At 40.6% G+C, this 16,651-nt stretch carries 11 protein-coding genes and 2 pseudogenes; 11 read left to right on the forward strand and 2 right to left on the reverse strand.

The features are described 5' to 3' along the window. Positions 1–7: 7 nt before the first annotated feature. Positions 8–712 (reverse strand): zinc metallopeptidase, encoded by a 705-nt coding sequence (locus HYU69_09465; protein ID MBI2270566.1) that lies wholly within the window; start codon positions 710–712, stop codon positions 8–10. Between the two features lie 261 nt (positions 713–973). Between HYU69_09465 and HYU69_09470 the strand changes: the two genes are divergently transcribed. The 5 genes from HYU69_09470 (at position 974) to HYU69_09490 (ending at position 4,901) form a co-directional block, all read left to right on the forward strand. Further along, a complete protein-coding gene (locus tag HYU69_09470; protein MBI2270567.1) occupies positions 974–1,423 on the forward strand; it encodes an Hsp20/alpha crystallin family protein in 450 nt (149 codons plus the stop codon). Between the two features lie 106 nt (positions 1,424–1,529). Next, positions 1,530–2,312, forward strand: a complete 783-nt coding sequence (surE, locus tag HYU69_09475; GenBank protein MBI2270568.1) for a 5'/3'-nucleotidase SurE — start codon at positions 1,530–1,532, stop codon at positions 2,310–2,312. After that, positions 2,288–2,635, forward strand: coding sequence for a hypothetical protein (locus HYU69_09480; protein ID MBI2270569.1), 348 nt, complete (start codon positions 2,288–2,290; stop codon positions 2,633–2,635). The genes surE and HYU69_09480 overlap by 25 nt, the downstream gene beginning before the upstream one ends. After that, entirely contained in the window at positions 2,632–3,726 is a 1,095-nt protein-coding gene (gene lpxB / locus HYU69_09485) for a lipid-A-disaccharide synthase (protein ID MBI2270570.1), read from the forward strand. Before HYU69_09480 ends, lpxB begins: the two co-directional genes overlap by 4 nt. Beyond that, positions 3,723–4,901 carry a SpoIID/LytB domain-containing protein gene (locus tag HYU69_09490; GenBank protein ID MBI2270571.1) on the forward strand — a complete coding sequence of 393 codons (1,179 nt, stop codon included), beginning with the start codon at positions 3,723–3,725 and terminating at the stop codon, positions 4,899–4,901. Before lpxB ends, HYU69_09490 begins: the two co-directional genes overlap by 4 nt. Positions 4,902–4,914: 13 nt before the next feature. Here the strand turns inward: HYU69_09490 and HYU69_09495 are convergent, their stop codons facing one another. Next, the gene (locus tag HYU69_09495; GenBank protein ID MBI2270572.1) at positions 4,915–9,381 is read right to left on the reverse strand and encodes a hypothetical protein; all 4,467 of its coding nucleotides are present in this window, start codon (positions 9,379–9,381) and stop codon (positions 4,915–4,917) included. 263 nt (positions 9,382–9,644) lie between these two features. Here HYU69_09495 and HYU69_09500 point away from each other — a divergent pair, with 263 nt between their 5' ends. The 6 genes and pseudogenes from HYU69_09500 (at position 9,645) to HYU69_09525 (ending at position 16,379) form a co-directional block, all read left to right on the forward strand. Continuing rightward, positions 9,645–11,738, forward strand: coding sequence for a ComEC family competence protein (locus HYU69_09500; protein MBI2270573.1), 2,094 nt, complete (start codon positions 9,645–9,647; stop codon positions 11,736–11,738). 27 nt (positions 11,739–11,765) lie between these two features. Then, positions 11,766–13,027, forward strand: a pseudogene (locus HYU69_09505) (M28 family peptidase). A 117-nt stretch (positions 13,028–13,144) separates the two neighbouring features. Continuing rightward, on the forward strand, positions 13,145–14,806 hold the full coding sequence (gene recN, locus HYU69_09510) for a DNA repair protein RecN (protein MBI2270574.1): 1,662 nt from the start codon (positions 13,145–13,147) through the stop codon (positions 14,804–14,806). Positions 14,807–14,843: 37 nt separating this feature from the next. Continuing rightward, the gene (locus tag HYU69_09515) at positions 14,844–15,161 is read left to right on the forward strand and encodes a nucleotidyltransferase family protein (protein ID MBI2270575.1); all 318 of its coding nucleotides are present in this window, start codon (positions 14,844–14,846) and stop codon (positions 15,159–15,161) included. Next, positions 15,142–15,489, forward strand: a complete 348-nt coding sequence (locus tag HYU69_09520) for a DUF86 domain-containing protein (GenBank protein MBI2270576.1) — start codon at positions 15,142–15,144, stop codon at positions 15,487–15,489. The genes HYU69_09515 and HYU69_09520 overlap by 20 nt, the downstream gene beginning before the upstream one ends. A gap of 40 nt (positions 15,490–15,529) precedes the next feature. Then, positions 15,530–16,379, forward strand: a pseudogene (locus tag HYU69_09525) (SDR family oxidoreductase). The last annotated feature ends 272 nt before the right edge of the window (positions 16,380–16,651 follow it).

Here is a 16,651-nt window from a genome sequence, read left to right on the forward strand (position 1 = left end):
ACTTCTTCTAATCTCTTCTGCTTGTATAGCGAAGAATATAATATACTAAAGTTGTTATTGAAGCCAATGCGGCAACAAAGTAGGTCATCGCGGCCCATTTCAGTGCTGTAACCGCTTTGTCGTGATCTTCGCCGGGCGTAATATTAGCCGAGTTGAGCCATACCAAAGCGCGTCTGCTGGCATCTATTTCAACGGGCAATGTTACTAATGGGAACAACGTGATAATCGCTTGCAAAATAATAATAACAAGCAATGCTTGCGTATACATCTGCGCTCCAAAAGCAAGAAAAGCCATCGCGATATAAACAAATTGCATTAGGCCCGAAGTGATATTAACAACAGGAACTAATTTAGAACGTAAGTTAAGCCATGTATACGCTGTCGCATGTTGTATAGCATGACCACATTCATGCGCCGCGATAGCCGCTGCAGAAATACTTTGTCCGTCATATACATCACGGCTGAGATTCACTGTTTTATCAGCGGGATTGTAATGATCGGTTAACTGACCTTCTACTGAAATCACCTTCACATCAAAAATTCCACTATCATGCAACATTTTTTCGGCCACTTGTTTGCCGCTCATGCGATTAAACAAAGGTATCTGCGAATATTCTCTAAATACACTTTTCAAACGGTTACTTACTAACCATCCAATACCCATAAATCCGAAGACTATTAAAAGTAATACTGGATCAAAATTTCCAAACATCATAGTTATAAATTTTTAGTTATGTAAATATACTATTCAAATTTCATACCCTTTACATATGATGTAAATATAACGATGAACAATGCCAAATTGATGGTTAAAATTTGTTAAAGATGTAATGCTGTCAGATTGTAGTTGTTGTTGAAAGTCACAATGGCAGTATAATTTATACGCTAAGAAATAAATTTCATTTGGTATACAATTTGAAAGTTTCTTTATAAAATAATATAAACCAATTAAAAATTACGGGAGGACCATAAAATGACACTTTTAACAATTAACAAACCAAACAGAAGCGGAAACAGGAATAAGTTATTCCAAACCTTTCCCGGAGTATTCGATGAATTTTTTAATGACTTCATCAAAAATGATTCGGCGGCTTATGTTCCCGCGGTAAATATTGCGGAAAACGCCAATGACTTTACTATAGACTTATCTGCTCCTGGCTTCAGTAAGGAGGATTTTAAGCTAAAGGTTGAAGACAGCGTGCTTACTGTATCAGGTGAGTCCAAAACGGAAAGCAAGAATGAGAACAGCAACTATACAAGGAAAGAATTCAGCTATAGCTCATTCAAGCGTTCATTTACGTTACCCGAGAATGTTGATGAAGAAAACATTAATGGGAAGTATGAGAATGGAATATTGAAATTGACTCTTGCAAAAAAAGCTGAAGCAAGTGTTAAAGCTGCTAAGGAGATCAAAATTGCCTGATCGTTGATAAGTTTGTTATCAAAAAGCGTCTTGCATATAAGCAAGGCGCTTTTTTATTTTGAGTAGATTTGTTGATATTGTAAAAGAAGCGTATACGAAAATGAAAATGGAGAAAAGGCCTTTAATATTAGTAACGAATGATGACGGGATAATGGCACCCGGGGTTCGTGCTTTGGTGGAAGTGATGAAAGAGCTTGGCGATGTGGCAATCGTTGCGCCAGACAAGGCTCAATCGGGAATGGGGCATGCCATTACCATAAACTCAACATTGCGAATCAATAAATCGGACATTTATGGCGTTTTACATGAATACAGTTGCTCTGGCACCCCTGTTGATTGCGTAAAAATTGCCGTTAACAAAATATTGCATCGCAAACCGGACTTATGTGTGTCAGGTATAAATCACGGGTCAAATAGTTCCATTAGTGTGATCTATTCCGGTACTATGTCGGCGGCGGTAGAAGGTGCTATTGAAAATATACCTTCAATTGGTTTCTCTTTATGTGATCATTCAATTGACGCTAATTTTTCAGCGGCAAAAATAGTTGTGAGGGGTATTGCGCAGAATGTAATGAAGAATGGTTTACCTGAAGGTACTTGTCTGAATGTTAATATTCCTCCATTACACATTGATGAGTTAAAAGGGATCAGGGTTTGCAGGCAGGCAAAGGCTAATTGGATAGAGGAACTCGATGAGCGTAAAGACCCGAGCGGAAACAGCTATTATTGGCTGACCGGAAGTTTTCAGAATTTTGAAAAGGGGAACACTGAAACAGATGCTTATGCCCTTGACAATGGGTTTGTTTCTGTTGTTCCAGTGCAATTCGATATGACAGCTCACAGATCCATAACAATATTGAATCAATGGAATTTAGAAATAAAGAAGTAATGCCGTCGCAGGGCCTGCAGAGTGAAAAGAAGGGCTTTGATTTCGATAACATGTGGTTAGGCACGATACTTGGACTGATCGCACCTATGCTGACAATGATCGGCTATTACTATTATAATTTCAGTCATATTTCCGTAGATAAATTTATTGATCATCTTTTTGCCGCTCATATCGAATCAAAACTATTGAGCTTATGTGTGGTGTCTAATTTACTTGTGTTTTTTATTTTTATCTGGAGTGAAAAATATCTTTCGGCACGCGGGGTGTTGTTATCTACCTTTATGTATGGTGGACTTGTGATGTATCTTAAATATTTTCTATGAACTATTACATCATCGCTGGAGAAGCTTCAGGCGACCTTCATTCATCAAACCTGATGAAGGAATTAAAGGAGCTGGATAAAAGGGCGACATTCCGTTGCTGGGGAGGCGACCTGATGGAGGAGCAAGGAGCGGTATTGGTAAAACATTACCGTGAGCTGGCTTTTATGGGATTTGCCGAAGTTGTTTTGAATCTTCGTACAATTCTGAAAAATATTGAGTTGTGTAAAAAGGATGTACTACAGCATAAGCCGGATGTATTGATCTTAGTGGATTATCCGGGCTTTAACCTTCGGATAGCGGAGTTCGCTAAAAAGAAAGGAATAAAAGTGGTGTACTATATCTCCCCGCAGATATGGGCCTGGAAACAATCCCGTGTATACAAAATAAAGCGTATAGTTGATAAAATGCTTGTTATCCTTCCTTTTGAAAAGGAATTCTACAAACGTTTTGATTTTGATGTTGAATTTGTCGGACATCCTTTGCTTGATGCGATCACGGCTTCACAAGATAACATGCCTGTTGTTGAATCACAAAAACCGATAATCGCTTTATTGCCGGGAAGCCGAAAACAGGAGATATCACAAATGCTTCCTTTAATGTTGAGCGTAAAGGAAAATTTTAAGAATTACCAGTTCGTTGTCGCGGGAGCCCCTTCCCAGGCACCGGAATTTTATAGAAAAATACTGACTGATGAAGATGTAAAAATTGTCTATAACCGGACTTATGATTTGCTTCGCCAATCACATGCGGCATTGGTAACCTCGGGTACGGCCACGCTTGAAACAGCTTTGTTTGGTGTGCCCGAAGTGGTTTGTTATAAAGGAGGTAAACTGTCATTCGGGATAGCAAAACAATTGGTCAAGGTAAAATATATTTCCCTTGTAAATTTAATTATGGACAAACCCGTAGTTAAGGAGCTTATACAGGAAGAGTTGACAACAAATAATATACAGATAGAGTTAAGCCGGATCTTGAATGGTACGTCAAGAAGCCAACTGATTGCGGATTATAGCGAACTAAAACAAAAACTGGGTGGTGCCGGCGGGTCAAAAAAAGCGGCTGAAAGCATTCTCCGATCATTGAATCCATGAGATACAGTATACCGAAATATCTTATCTGTATATTAACACAGGCCCTGCTTTTCAGCTATTCAGTCAGCGCACAGAAATTTAAAATCGGACTTACTGCTAATTCACCTTCTGCAACAGTTATTTTCACGCCTCTTGCAGGAGATTACCGGATCTGGCTCGACACCGTTTTATTTAACCCCGGAAATACAGCGGATGTATACCAGCTTATGCTTGATGGTGATTCTATAGAGGTAAAAACATTCGAGAGAGGTATCGGCAAATGCAAAAAAATAGTTTTCAAAGCTTTGGTGAAGGATGGGAGTTTTAAACTGAAATCAGTTAAACCGGAAGCTAAGGTAAAGACGTATGATGACGACCTGGAAGTAACTGTCGCTAGTACAGGATTGAAACTCATTAATAGTGTGGATGTGGAAGATTATATTGCCGGAGTCGTGGAGTCGGAGGCCGGTTCGCGCAGCTCCCCGGAATATTATAAGCTGCAGGCAATACTTTGCAGAACATACGCGCTTAATGGTTTAAGAAAACACGAATTGGATAGCTTTAATTTATGTGACCAGGTACATTGCCAGGCCTATAAAGGGAAAACGGACAACCCAACGGTTTTAACTGCTGTAAATGAAACCAGAGGGCTTGTTATTGTTGATGATAATCTGAATTTAATATCGGCTACTTTTCATTCGAACTGTGGCGGACAAACAGTTAACTCGGAAGACATATGGTTGTTATCGGCCTCTTATTTACGGTCTGTTAATGACACCTTTTGTTTGCGGATGCCGAACGCCCGCTGGCAAAAAAGAATAACCAAGTCTGAATGGTTGAATTACCTCTCTTCAAAGTTCAGATATCCGGTCGGTGATTCTTTGAGTTGTGGTAGAGCTCTTTCTGTGCAGCAAACAAATGGGAGAGAAGTTTATTTTGTCAGTAAAGACCTGAATATTCCGTTAAAGAATATTCGTACTGATCAACAGTTTAAATCAACCTATTTTTCACTGGCTCTTCAAAATGACACCGTATTATTCAGCGGACGCGGGTATGGACATGGTGTAGGTTTGTGCCAGGAAGGCGCTATGCGCATGGCTCAATATGGAATTTCTTATAAAGAGATCATTAGTTTTTATTATACCAAAGTACACCTTGTAGATCTTGCCGTGCTAAGTTTTTTCAGAGAGGATTAGTAGGGTTAATTGATCAAGGTGCCGTAAGGTTTACATTTATACTGCAGCCATTTTTATCCGTAACGTTTATTGTGTAGGTATCCGGGCAAACACGATTCTTATACCTGTTTACATAGCCGTCAGGCCAGGTGTAACTATACGGACTTGTACCGCCTGTTGCATTTACCATTACCCATTCTTTGCAGCCGCAACCGGAACAGTTCGCTGTGCCCTTTGTAAATTGTCCGGTCAAAGGCTGCGGCGCTACTATTGTCGTAGTATTTGTTGCTGTGCATCCTTTGTTGTCTGTTATTGTTACTGTATACGTTCCCGATGACAAACCCGAAATTGTTGAACCTGAAACTCCGCCACCCCAGGTATAGGTATATGGAGTTGTACCACTATTGCCTGTTGCCGAGGCTGAACCGCTACCTCCATTACAAACAATATTAGTTGGCGTGACGCTTACAGTAACTGCCGGATTGACTGTTACTACAGCTGTTGAAGTTGATGTGTTTCCGCCCGAATCTCTTATTGTTACAGTATAAGTAGTGGTTGATGCCGGACAGGGGCTGATATTTTGCGTTGTTGCGCCATTATTCCAGGAGTATGTGTACGGTGCAGTCCCTCCTGTTGCGCTTGATGTTGCCGTTGCGCAGCTGCCCGGACAAACAGAACTGCCCGTTGCCGCTGCAGTGGGGCTTCCAGAGCACACAATAACTGTAACCGGAGTCACTACATTCTTGGAACAGCCGCTGGTTGTCACTGTATGAGAAACACTATAATTTCCTGCGGTTAAAAAAGTATATGAAAAATTAACTGTCGTGCCGCTTACATTTGCAGGAGATATTGTTGAAATGACCCAATTATATGTCCCTGTTGTACCTGTATTCGTAAATGTTACAGGAGTTCCTGTACAAACCGTTGTGCCGGGGGATATTGTAAATGTAGCTGATGCCAGGCTTGGAGTGTCGGTTATTGTAAACGTTTTAGTTGAAATGCAACCATTGGCATCACTTACTGTCACAGTATAGTTTCCTGCCGACAAGGCTGTGGCGGCATTGGATGTTTGTGCAGTTCCACTCCAGATATAAGTATACGGAATTGTTCCTCCGGTGGCAGTAGCGGTTGCGTTTCCGCCATTACCGCAGGTACCATTCGTAGTGGTTAAAGTAAAGGCCGAAGGAGGTATGGTGGTTATCACCGCTTTTTGTGTTGAACTACAGCCGTTGGCATCTCTTACAGTCACTGTATAATTGCCTGCAGCAAGTCCTGTAGCAGTCTGTGTAGTTTGTCCGTTGTTCCAGTTATAGGTATATGGCAATGTTCCGCCGGATGCAGTGACAGTTGAATTTCCGTTATTCAGACCACAGGTAGCCTGCTTACCCGAACTTATAACGGGAACAATGGCAGCGGGCTGTGTAATAGTAACGGATTGTGTAAGCGAACAACCGGCTGCATCGGTTACTTTTACTGTATATATTCCGGCACTTAGGTTTGTCGCGGTTTGTGTTACTTGTCCGTTACTCCAGGAATAGGTATAAGAAGGTGTTCCTGCGGAAGGAGTTGAAGTTGCGCTTCCGGACACAGTACAAGTTTTATTTGTCGGAGTTATAGTGGCAGATAAAGTTCCGCTTGCATTTATAGTTATGGTTTTTTGCCCAACACATCCGTTCGCGTCCCTCACAGTTACTGTATATGTTCCTGCACCAAGTCCGGTGGCAGTTTCGGTTGTTTGTCCGTTACTCCAGCTATAGGTATAAGGTGATGAGCCGCCAACAGGAGTAGCTGTTCCCGTTCCATTGCTGGAAGCACAGCTGCTATTTGAAATGGTTGTGGTTACAGTAACTGTAGGATTAATGACCACACTTTTTGTAATAGAATCTTTGGGACATCCAACGATTAGTTTTACATTATAAGTACCGGGAGATCCGTATACGTGTGCAGGATTTTGCAGATTGGATGTTTGTCCATCACCAAAATCCCACTTCCAGTAATTAGGCGTCCATGTTTGCTGCCATATACATGTACCGCTTGCTGTTCCTGTAAAATTTACGGTATTATTACATGTTCCGATTGCGAATGTATAATTTAAGGTTGCGAGACTCGGTTTCAATTTAAAAACAACTGCAATGTCATTTGCCACCCCACCCGGATTGGGACCGAATACTCCGGCCGTTGTAGGCGTATTTGTAGAATGTGTTGTATAAGCGACAAATACTTCATCCTGCGCATTTGCGCAAATAGGAAGGTTGGCATAATCCTGCGCGTTACCACCAAAATAAGTTGAATATAGCAAATCTGAAACACCGCCGCCGGCCATCTTTAATTTTAGTACTATTACATCAGCAGGGCCCGGGGCAGTTGATCTATATGCGCACGAAGTAATGGGAGGTGTTGTTCCCGAACCTGCTGAAATAAACACTTCATTGTTATCACAGGACGAAGAACTAAGAGCAATATTCGGACCACTGACGCCTTCTATATATGTTGAATAGAGCAGTGTTGTACCTGATATATTTAGTTTGAGAGCAAAAATGGCAATGGTACCACCATAGGCTACATCATAAGCACCAGCAGTAACAGGAAAATTAGCTGAAGCGGTATTTCCGGTAAGAAACGCTTCACCGGCGGCATTAACAACAATACCAGTACCTCCATCTCCGGCAGAGCCACCAATGAATGTAGAGTAGATCATATCTGCTAATCCCGCGCCGCCCGGATTGATCTTGCATGCAAAAGCATCCGCAGAGCCTCCAAACACTGTACTATAGGCTCCAGCTGTGGTGGGGAAGTTTCCTGAACTTGTTGAACCGCTTATGCATGCCCTTCCTAAAGGATCTATAGCCAGGCTTATTCCGGATTCTGTTCCGGTGCCTCCAATAAAAGTTGAATATACAAGATCGGCGGCACCGGCACCCGCAGGATTAATTACACTTAAAAATATATCATTACCGCCATTGTGGGTAACATCAAATGCGCCGGCTGTAACCGGAAATGAAGGGCCCTGCGTGCCGCCTGTAACATAAATAAGACCTGTTGAAGACACCGCAATATCTTCTCCTTTTTCCAGAGCAGAGGCTGACCCCAGGTAAGATGAATACAATAATGTTGAACCTGCATTGTTAAGTTTTAAGAAGTATGCATTGCCGGTTCCAGCAGCCGGTCCATTGTATGTAACATCATAAGCTCCGGGAGTTGTGATGAGATTTCCACCGCCGCCGCCACAGGCCGGACAAGTCCTACCCACTATATAAACATTATTTTGTGTATCCAGGGCGATGGATCTTTCATCGGAAGTATTATTTCCCCGGCCGGTAGAGACAAAAGTTCCCCATATCAGAGTTGTTGCCGTGCTGTTAAACTTAAAAACATAGGTATCATATCCTCTTAGAAATACTCCTGTTGAATAGGCTCCCGGAGTTGTAGGATACAAAGGTGTGCCATCAGTAACACCATATACATTGCTCGCCGCATCAATTGCAATATCCTGCATATAGCTCGACCCATCTCCTGCCGGGGCAAGCATTGTACACCATGTCAATGTAACCGGGTCGATCACCAAAGGTTCTGAAGTTGAGTAGCGCTCATTTGTGTAGAAACCAAAAGTTGTTTTATCGATCAGTTTATAATGAATTTTCACCTGTTTTTTCACCCCGTTGATAATCTGATATGACTCGGGAATCTCCTCCAATAGGGTTCCCAAAATTGTTTTGATCTCCAATTGACCTTTATTGTTAATGGTGAGTTTTTCAATTCCATCACAACTCATTTGAATGCTGCTCATATCACCGTCCGGATGGATTATATAATCATACTTCAATTCCTTGCCGGCATTATAATAACGGAGATCAATATTGTCATAAATATTATTATAACTTATCATTCTGTAGTCAGGAACATTAAGTTGTTGTTTGTCAACGTCTATATTATAGATGTAACTGATGTGACTGTTTTCTTTTCCTTCGGCAGTTATTCGTGTATTAATATTTGCACCTTTGAAAATTAAGTTCCACACCAGGCATTCCATATCTTCCTCACCCGGCCGGGCTGTCCTGATATCCGGTATTTCCTTCTCATATAAGAAACCAAAACTCAACCCATTTTTCATGAAATTAATGTTCGCGTTCCAGCCTGGAGATGAACCACGGTATATTATATTGCTATCCCATTGTCCCATATTTTTTCTGAAACTAATGGGTAAAGCAGCAATGTTTTGGGCTATTTGCTTTCGCTGCGTTTCTGATACGTCCCTTTTCAAAGGCTGATCTAACAGGCTCATGTCGGGCATAAAACTGAGTGAAGAGTCTTTTTGGGGAGATATATTCTCCATTTCCGGAAGAGTGGTAAATACCTCTGTCTGGTCTTTTAAGGCAATACTGCCGGTTACTGATTGCGCACTTGTATAAATGCTTACACACACCAGCATGGATAGTAGTGCAAAAGAAAAGAAGCGTACAATTGTTTTTCGCGGAAATAAAGAGGTATCAATTGTTATCACATACAAGGGTTTTATGTTAAATAGTATACAATACTTAATCAGTTATGAATTTAAGGTAAAAATCACATGCTGCCAAATAAAAATTGCTCAAAAGTAAGGCTCTTAAAAGTGTATTATAAATACGGATTGTAGATTATGATTATCATCTTCAATAGCAATATAAATATACTTAAAATTAGAAGTTAGCTGCTTGAATGTTTGCCGGGCCAAGGTCTGCCAATAGGCAAGTGTCGTTGAAATAATTTTCCGGGAAGCATTGTTGAATGATCATTTTTTTAGTTTTGCATATGCGTTTTTTTAACGAAGCACCACTCGTTCGCTTATTGTTGCCATTGATCCTGGGTATTGTTTCTGCAGTTTACTTCTTAAACAACGTGATTATCCTGCTTATTTGTTCCTGCATCAGTATAATGGCATTGATAGCTCTGATATGCATAAAGCCACACACAACAGCTTATAAGTATACCTGGATGAGCGGCTTGGCAATTAATTCAGCCCTGTTTTTTTTTAGTGCACAATTGACACTCAATAAGTCTGAAATTCGTTCAGTGAACCATTTCAGTAAACACGTTCATTCCGGCGGCTATGTTATTGCTCAATTGACCGAACCGTCTGTAGAAAAGGAGAAAACACTTAAGTGTTTGTTCATTATAAACCGAATTGTAACAAGCGATGGAATTGAACAGGTAAACGGTAAAGCATTGGTGTATATTCAAAAAGACACCCGGGCTTCAGCATTAAAATATGGGGATGAGATAGTTTTCAGATCCGATCTTAGAGAAATTGCGCCACCACAAAATCCCGAAGAGTTTAATTACAAACGCTATTTGTCATTTCAAAATATTTTTCATCAACAGTATATTAAGCAGGAGCAATGGAAGCTGTTGAATGAAAATGCGGGAAACAGAGTAATGAGTATTGTATATGATACACGAAACAGTTTACTCCTGAAATTAAATGAATTGGGGTTAAAGGGGCAGGAGTATGCTGTAGGTGCCGCACTGATACTTGGTTATTCCGACAAACTGGATCCCGGTATTATCAGTGCTTATGCAGGCACAGGTACATTGCATGTATTGTCTGTTTCAGGTTTACATGTTGGATTGGTGTATGTTGTGTTTAATTTCTTATTGAGGTTTATTGAACGCTTTAAGCAGGGGAAGATCATAAAGGGCATATCGATCATTATGTTGTTATGGGCCTATGCCGCGCTTACCGGTTTCTCACCTGCGGTATTGAGAGCTGCAACCATGTTTAGTTTTGTAGTGTTAGGCCGCTCCATTAACCGCGACACAAATATTTATAATACACTTGCGGTTTCCTGTTTTGTGTTGCTGCTTTTTGATCCTTTTTTGATTTTTGATGTGGGCTTCCAGCTTTCATACCTGGCTGTGGCGGGTATTATTTTTCTGCAACCTTTAATTTATAATTGGTGGCACACAACCAAATGGCTGCCTGACCAGGTATGGAAAATAATTTCGGTCTCCATCGCAGCGCAGTTGGCTACGTTACCTCTTTGCTTTTTTTACTTTCACCAGTTCCCTAATTATTTTTTATTTTCAAATCTTATTGTGATACCGTTATCCACCCTGGTTATCTATAATGGGATATTGGTTTTTGTCCTTAGCAATATTCCGTGGCTGGGGACCGCCTTAAGTAAGTTACTTAATTACTTATTGGCGTTTTTGAATAGTTCGGTGAAGTTTATGGAACAGCTGCCTTATGCCTTGTGGCAGGGTATTTCAATATCATTTATGGAGACAGGATTAATCTATCTGCTGATAATTTCAGGAATAGTTTATCTGCTTAAAAGAAAGTATATTCCTTTAGTCGTTTTTCTTATAACAGGTGTGATCTTATTGTCAATTAACTTATATGAACGGGTAGGGGAAGGACATCAACAAAAGATCATCGTTTATAACATCCCTCACCTTTCCGCCATAGACCTTGTTGATGGAAATAAAAATTATTTTATCGCCGACAGATCACTTACAACAGAAACGGGAAAGGTGCATTTTTATATTCTTCCCAACCGCTGGAGCCTGGGTATAGCCGGGACAAGTTTTTTCCGAACAGATAGCTTGCAAAAGATCAGGTTAGGCGGTAAAGTAGTCGTACATATAACCGATAAAGATCAGGTTGGAGGGCTGGAAGGTTTAAAAGCAGATTGTGTCATACTGTCATCAAACTGTGAGCTTAATCTCGTTGAACTGGCGAAAACAGTAGCCTTTGATCTCCTGGTGTTTGATTCAAGCAACTCGGCTTCACATGTCGGTAAGTGGATACAAGAGTGCCGCATGCTTCATAAGAAATATTATAATGTCGCCACCAAAGGTGCTTTTATTATGAATATATGATACATTTATGACCCTAAAATAATTAAAATGAATTTACTCAGATCCCTTATTCTCATCATTGGTTTTACACCTTCATTCTTCGCACAAAAGGAAGATTCGCTCATAATCAGAAAAATATTTTCTGAAATCCTTACCAAAGGACAATGCTACTCAAACCTTGATTACCTGAGTAATAGTATCGGCGGACGCCTGAGCGGCTCTATTCAGGCGCAGAAGGCTGTTGAGTGGGCTGCTAAGGCTATGAAAAGCGCTGGCAGCGATACCGTATTTATGCAGGAATGTATGGTACCGCATTGGGTAAGGGGAGAGAAGGAGGTTGGGAAAATAATTAGGTGATGTGATGAATATTTGCGCGCTTGGAGGTTCAGTGGGTACACCTGCAGAAGGTATTACAGCTCCGGTCATTGAAGTGAAAAGTATAGAAGATCTGTATAAGATCGGGACAGAGTATATAAAAGGGAAAATAGTTTTCTTTAACAGGCCCTTTGATAAAACGGAGGAAGATCCCTTCAATGCTTATGGCAAAGCGGTTGATCAGCGCTGGAAAGGCCCGAGTATAGCAGGGAAGTTCGGAGCTGTGGCCACAATATGCCGTTCTATGACTACCGATATAAATGATTTTCCTCACACCGGTTCAATGACTTATTTTGACAGTATCCCGCAAAAAATTCCGGCATGTGCTATCAGTACATGGGGTGCAGAGTATTTAAGTGATCTTTTAAGGGATGATCCGCAGGTTAAATTTTTCCTGAAAATGAATTGTGAGAAATTGCCGGATGAAAAATCCTTTAATGTGGTAGGAGAACTTAGAGGCTTCGAACATCCGGAAGAAATTATTGTGGTTGGCGGCCACCTGGATTCTTGGGATACAGGCGATGGTGCGCACGATGATGGGGCGGGGGTGGTGCAGTGGCAAAAAATACGCGGAGCTGGCAAAGAAAAACAATGAGAAGCACATCTTGGCTATTGAGAGCGATAGGGGAGGTTTTGCTCCACGAGGATTTACATTCACCGGTCCTGCTGAAAAACGTGAACAGTTAAAAAAATGGAAGCCCCTGCTTGCACCTTATGGAGTGTATGATTTCGACCAGGAAGGGGGAGGAGTTGACATATCTCCGCTGGAAAAAGCGGGAGTGCCTGTAATGGAACTTTACCCCGACCCGCAACGGTATTTCGATTATCACCACGCTTCTACTGATAAATTCGACGGGGTAAACAAACGTGAACTGGAAATGGGTGCGGCAAGTCTCGCGGCCCTTATCTACCTTGTAAGTGAACATGGCTTTTGATGTCTTGTTCAATTGAGGTAGTATATTGTTGAAAATTCAATACTTTTCTTAAGTCATTCATTCGTAAATTGCGCCTGCAACCTTTGGGTCTTTACTCAGAATAGTTATTCTTAAGAAATGTTTAAGAAATTATTCATACAAAATTACGCCCTGATCGATGAACTGGATATTTCATTCACCGATGGCTTAACTATAATAACAGGTGAAACGGGTGCAGGCAAATCCATCCTTTTGGGCGCCTTGTCACTTATTATCGGCCAACGTGCAGATACGTCAGTGTTGCAGGATAAAGCACGTAAATGTATTGTCGAAGGCACATTCAGCATAAAGGGCTATAAGCTGAATGATTTCTTCAAACAGAACGAGATCGATTTTGCGGATGAAACGATTGTCAGAAGAGAGATCAATCCCGAAGGAAAATCGCGCGCGTTCATTAATGATACACCCGTTACACTTAACCTGCTGAAAGAATTGGGAGAGCAGCTCATCGATATTCATTCCCAACATGAAACATTGACATTGAATGATTCCGCATTTCAACTCGAACTGGTGGATGTATATGCCTCCAATGAAAAGCTGTTGAACACTTATCAGGATTCATACAAACAGTATAAGGAACATCAGCGGCTTTTAAATGAACTGATAGAGCGGGAAGCCCGGTCAAAAAAGGACCATGACTATTTTCAGTTCCAGTTCAATGAGTTGGAGGAAGCAAACCTTGTAGAAGGAGAGCAAATAACGATGGAGCAGGAGTTGGGAACGCTTAACAATGCCGAAGAGATAAAACAGAGTCTGTCTAAGGCTCACTTTGCCTTGCATGGCAGGGAACATAATATAATTATCTCCCTGAATGAAGTGAAAGCGCTGATCGCCAATATGTCCAGGTACAATTCATCCATAAATGAATTGAATGAACGCCTGAACAGCGTACTGATCGAATTGAAAGATATTGCGAGTGAGCTCGAAACAATTGAGCAGGAAGTGGTTTACGACCCCAGGCGCATTGAACAATTGAATTTACGATTGGATTCTATTTACCGTTTGCAAAGTAAACACCAGGTTAACCGCGTTGAAGAGCTGCTTGATATTAAAGAGAACCTTGGAAGGAAATTAGCTGACATCAATTCTTTAGAGACAGAGATAGGAAAATTAAAGAAAGAACTGATTGTAATTGAAGGGTCATTGCTGCGGCAGGCTACAGAGCTTTCTAAAAAGAGGCAGGGCGCTATTCCTAAAATTGAAAAAGATATCAAGAAAATGTTGACAGAGTTAGGGATACCAAACGCGGAGCTGAAGATCGACCAGACAAGTATTGCTAATAATGAGTTTAATGCCTTTGGAATTGATAAGATAAATTACTTATTTTCAGCTAATAAGGGTTCATCATTGAAAGAATTACATAAAGTAGCTTCCGGAGGGGAATTATCACGTTTAATGCTCAGTTTGAAATCATTGATAGCGCAGCTTACATCATTACCCGCAGTTATCTTTGACGAGATAGACACAGGAGTGAGCGGTGATGTGGCCAATAAAGTGGGAATGATAATGGGTAGGATGGCCGAAGCCATGCAGGTAATAACCATCACTCATTTGCCGCAAATAGCAAGCAAAGGGAATGCGCACCTGTTTGTGTATAAAGAAGAAAAGAACAAGAAAACATACACACGTATTAAAAAGCTGGATAAGGCCGAACGGGTAATTGAAATAGCCAAAATGCTTAGTACACAAAACCCAAGCGATGCCGCTATAAAGAATGCGAAGGAGCTGCTGAAGACATAAATTTTATATATTGTATATTTGTAATAATAAACTTTACATGAATAAGCCGGTTAACAATAAAGAACAACTGATAATCCTTATCAAAAAACATCAAACTGAAATAAAAAAGTTTGGCGTTACAAAGCTTGGTATTTTTGGCTCATTTGTTAGGAATGAGCCAACACCAGCCAGTGATATTGATTTTTTGATTGAGTTCGACCCCCCAAAAAAGACATTCAGAAATTTTATGGGGTTAATTGATTTTTTAGAAAGCCTGACAGGTCGGACAATTGAACTTGTAACCCCTCAGTCTCTAAGCCCATATATTGGTCCGCACATATTGAAATCAGTTGAATATGTCACACTCGCAGCTTGAACTTTTGAGGCATATTTTATCGGAAACGGACTTTGTTTTGGAAAATACCGCCAATAAAAGCGAAACGCAGATAATTAATGATTCTATTTTGTCAAGAGCCCTTGTAAGAAGCCTTGAGATTATTGGTGAAGCAACAAAAAAGTTGCCTGATGAGGTCGTATTAAAATATCCCGAAATTAACTGGAAAGATATGGCTCGAACAAGGGATAAATTAATCCATCATTATTCCGGGGTTGATTATGCAATAATTTGGGATATTATTTGCAATGAATTACCCGAACTTAAATTTCAAATTGAAAATATAATCACAGAAGAAAGCAAACAATAAATTTTATATTAATCAGTCATTCATCTTAAATGTAACTCTTATGTCAACTAACTTACTGAAAGGGAAAAAGGGAATTATATCAGGAGCATTGGATTCTAACTCAATAGCCTGGAAAGTGGCTGAAAAAGCCCATCAACAGGGCGCTCAGATCGTTTTAACCAACGCACCGATAGCGATGCGTATGGGAGAGATCAAAAAGTTATCTGAAGCAGTTAATGCGGAGATCATTCCTGCAGATGCAACTTCGATTGAGGACCTGACGAATCTGTTCACAAAGTCACAGGAAATAATGGGTGGCACAATTGATTTTGTACTGCATTCAATCGGCATGTCGCCCAACGTGCGTAAAAACATTCCTTATACCGATCTGAACTATGATTTTTATATGAAGAGTATTGATATATCCGCCATGTCGCTCCACAAAATGCTGAGCGTGGCCCATAAACAGGATGCCATCAGTGAGTGGGGAAGTGTTGTTGCCTTGTCTTATATTGCCGCGCAGCGCGCATATCCATTTTATAATGATATGGCCGAAGCCAAAACAGTATTAGAATCTATTGCCCGTAGTTTTGGTTACCACTATGGAAAAGCAAAAAAAGTAAGGATTAACACCATTTCACAATCTCCTACAATAACTACTGCAGGATCGGGGATTACTGGATTTGATCAAAACAACTGCCGGCAACGGCATCAAAGGGTTTGAAGATTTCTTTAACTATGCCGAACTGCTTTCTCCGTTAGGAAATGCCAGCGCCGAATCCTGTGCCGATTATTGTATCACATTGTTTTCAGATCTTACCCGCATGGTAACTATGCAAAATCTTTACCACGATGGCGGTTACTCATATACGGGAGTAAGCAATGAGATCATGGAGAATATGGGTAAATAAGGCAGTACCTTTTAACCAATAAAATAAGTTTGGCTATTTCTTTTGAATTTGTATTTTGGCCTTACAAGCCCCTAACCAGCAAATAAATAATACCTTCACTGTTGTCGTATAATGTAATTGCGTTATGTTAATATAACGTGAGCTATGGATTAAATTGACAACAAACGGTTGATAATAAAAAAGTTAAGATTAAAAAGATAAGGACTTGAGGTGAAAATTAGAGGAAAAAAATAAACCTCTACAACCCCAAGTCCTATGTTACTTACCGACAC

The organism is Bacteroidota bacterium, from assembly GCA_016183775.1.
GTDB lineage: Bacteria > Bacteroidota > Bacteroidia > JABDFU01 > JABDFU01 > JABDFU01.

Bases quoted from the DNA above. Each gene is read 5' to 3' on its own strand.
- recN (MBI2270574.1), top strand. From the start codon at position 13,145: ATGTTTAAGAAATTATTCATACAAAATTACGCCCTGATCGATGAACTG.
- HYU69_09500 (MBI2270573.1), top strand. From the start codon at position 9,645: ATGATCATTTTTTTAGTTTTGCATATGCGTTTTTTTAACGAAGCACCA.
- lpxB (MBI2270570.1), top strand. From the start codon at position 2,632: ATGAACTATTACATCATCGCTGGAGAAGCTTCAGGCGACCTTCATTCA.
- HYU69_09520 (MBI2270576.1), top strand. From the start codon at position 15,142: ATGTCACACTCGCAGCTTGAACTTTTGAGGCATATTTTATCGGAAACG.
- HYU69_09465 (MBI2270566.1), bottom strand. From the start codon at position 712: ATGTTTGGAAATTTTGATCCAGTATTACTTTTAATAGTCTTCGGATTT.
- HYU69_09470 (MBI2270567.1), top strand. From the start codon at position 974: ATGACACTTTTAACAATTAACAAACCAAACAGAAGCGGAAACAGGAAT.
- HYU69_09515 (MBI2270575.1), top strand. From the start codon at position 14,844: ATGAATAAGCCGGTTAACAATAAAGAACAACTGATAATCCTTATCAAA.
- HYU69_09490 (MBI2270571.1), top strand. From the start codon at position 3,723: ATGAGATACAGTATACCGAAATATCTTATCTGTATATTAACACAGGCC.
- HYU69_09480 (MBI2270569.1), top strand. From the start codon at position 2,288: ATGGAATTTAGAAATAAAGAAGTAATGCCGTCGCAGGGCCTGCAGAGT.
- surE (MBI2270568.1), top strand. From the start codon at position 1,530: ATGGAGAAAAGGCCTTTAATATTAGTAACGAATGATGACGGGATAATG.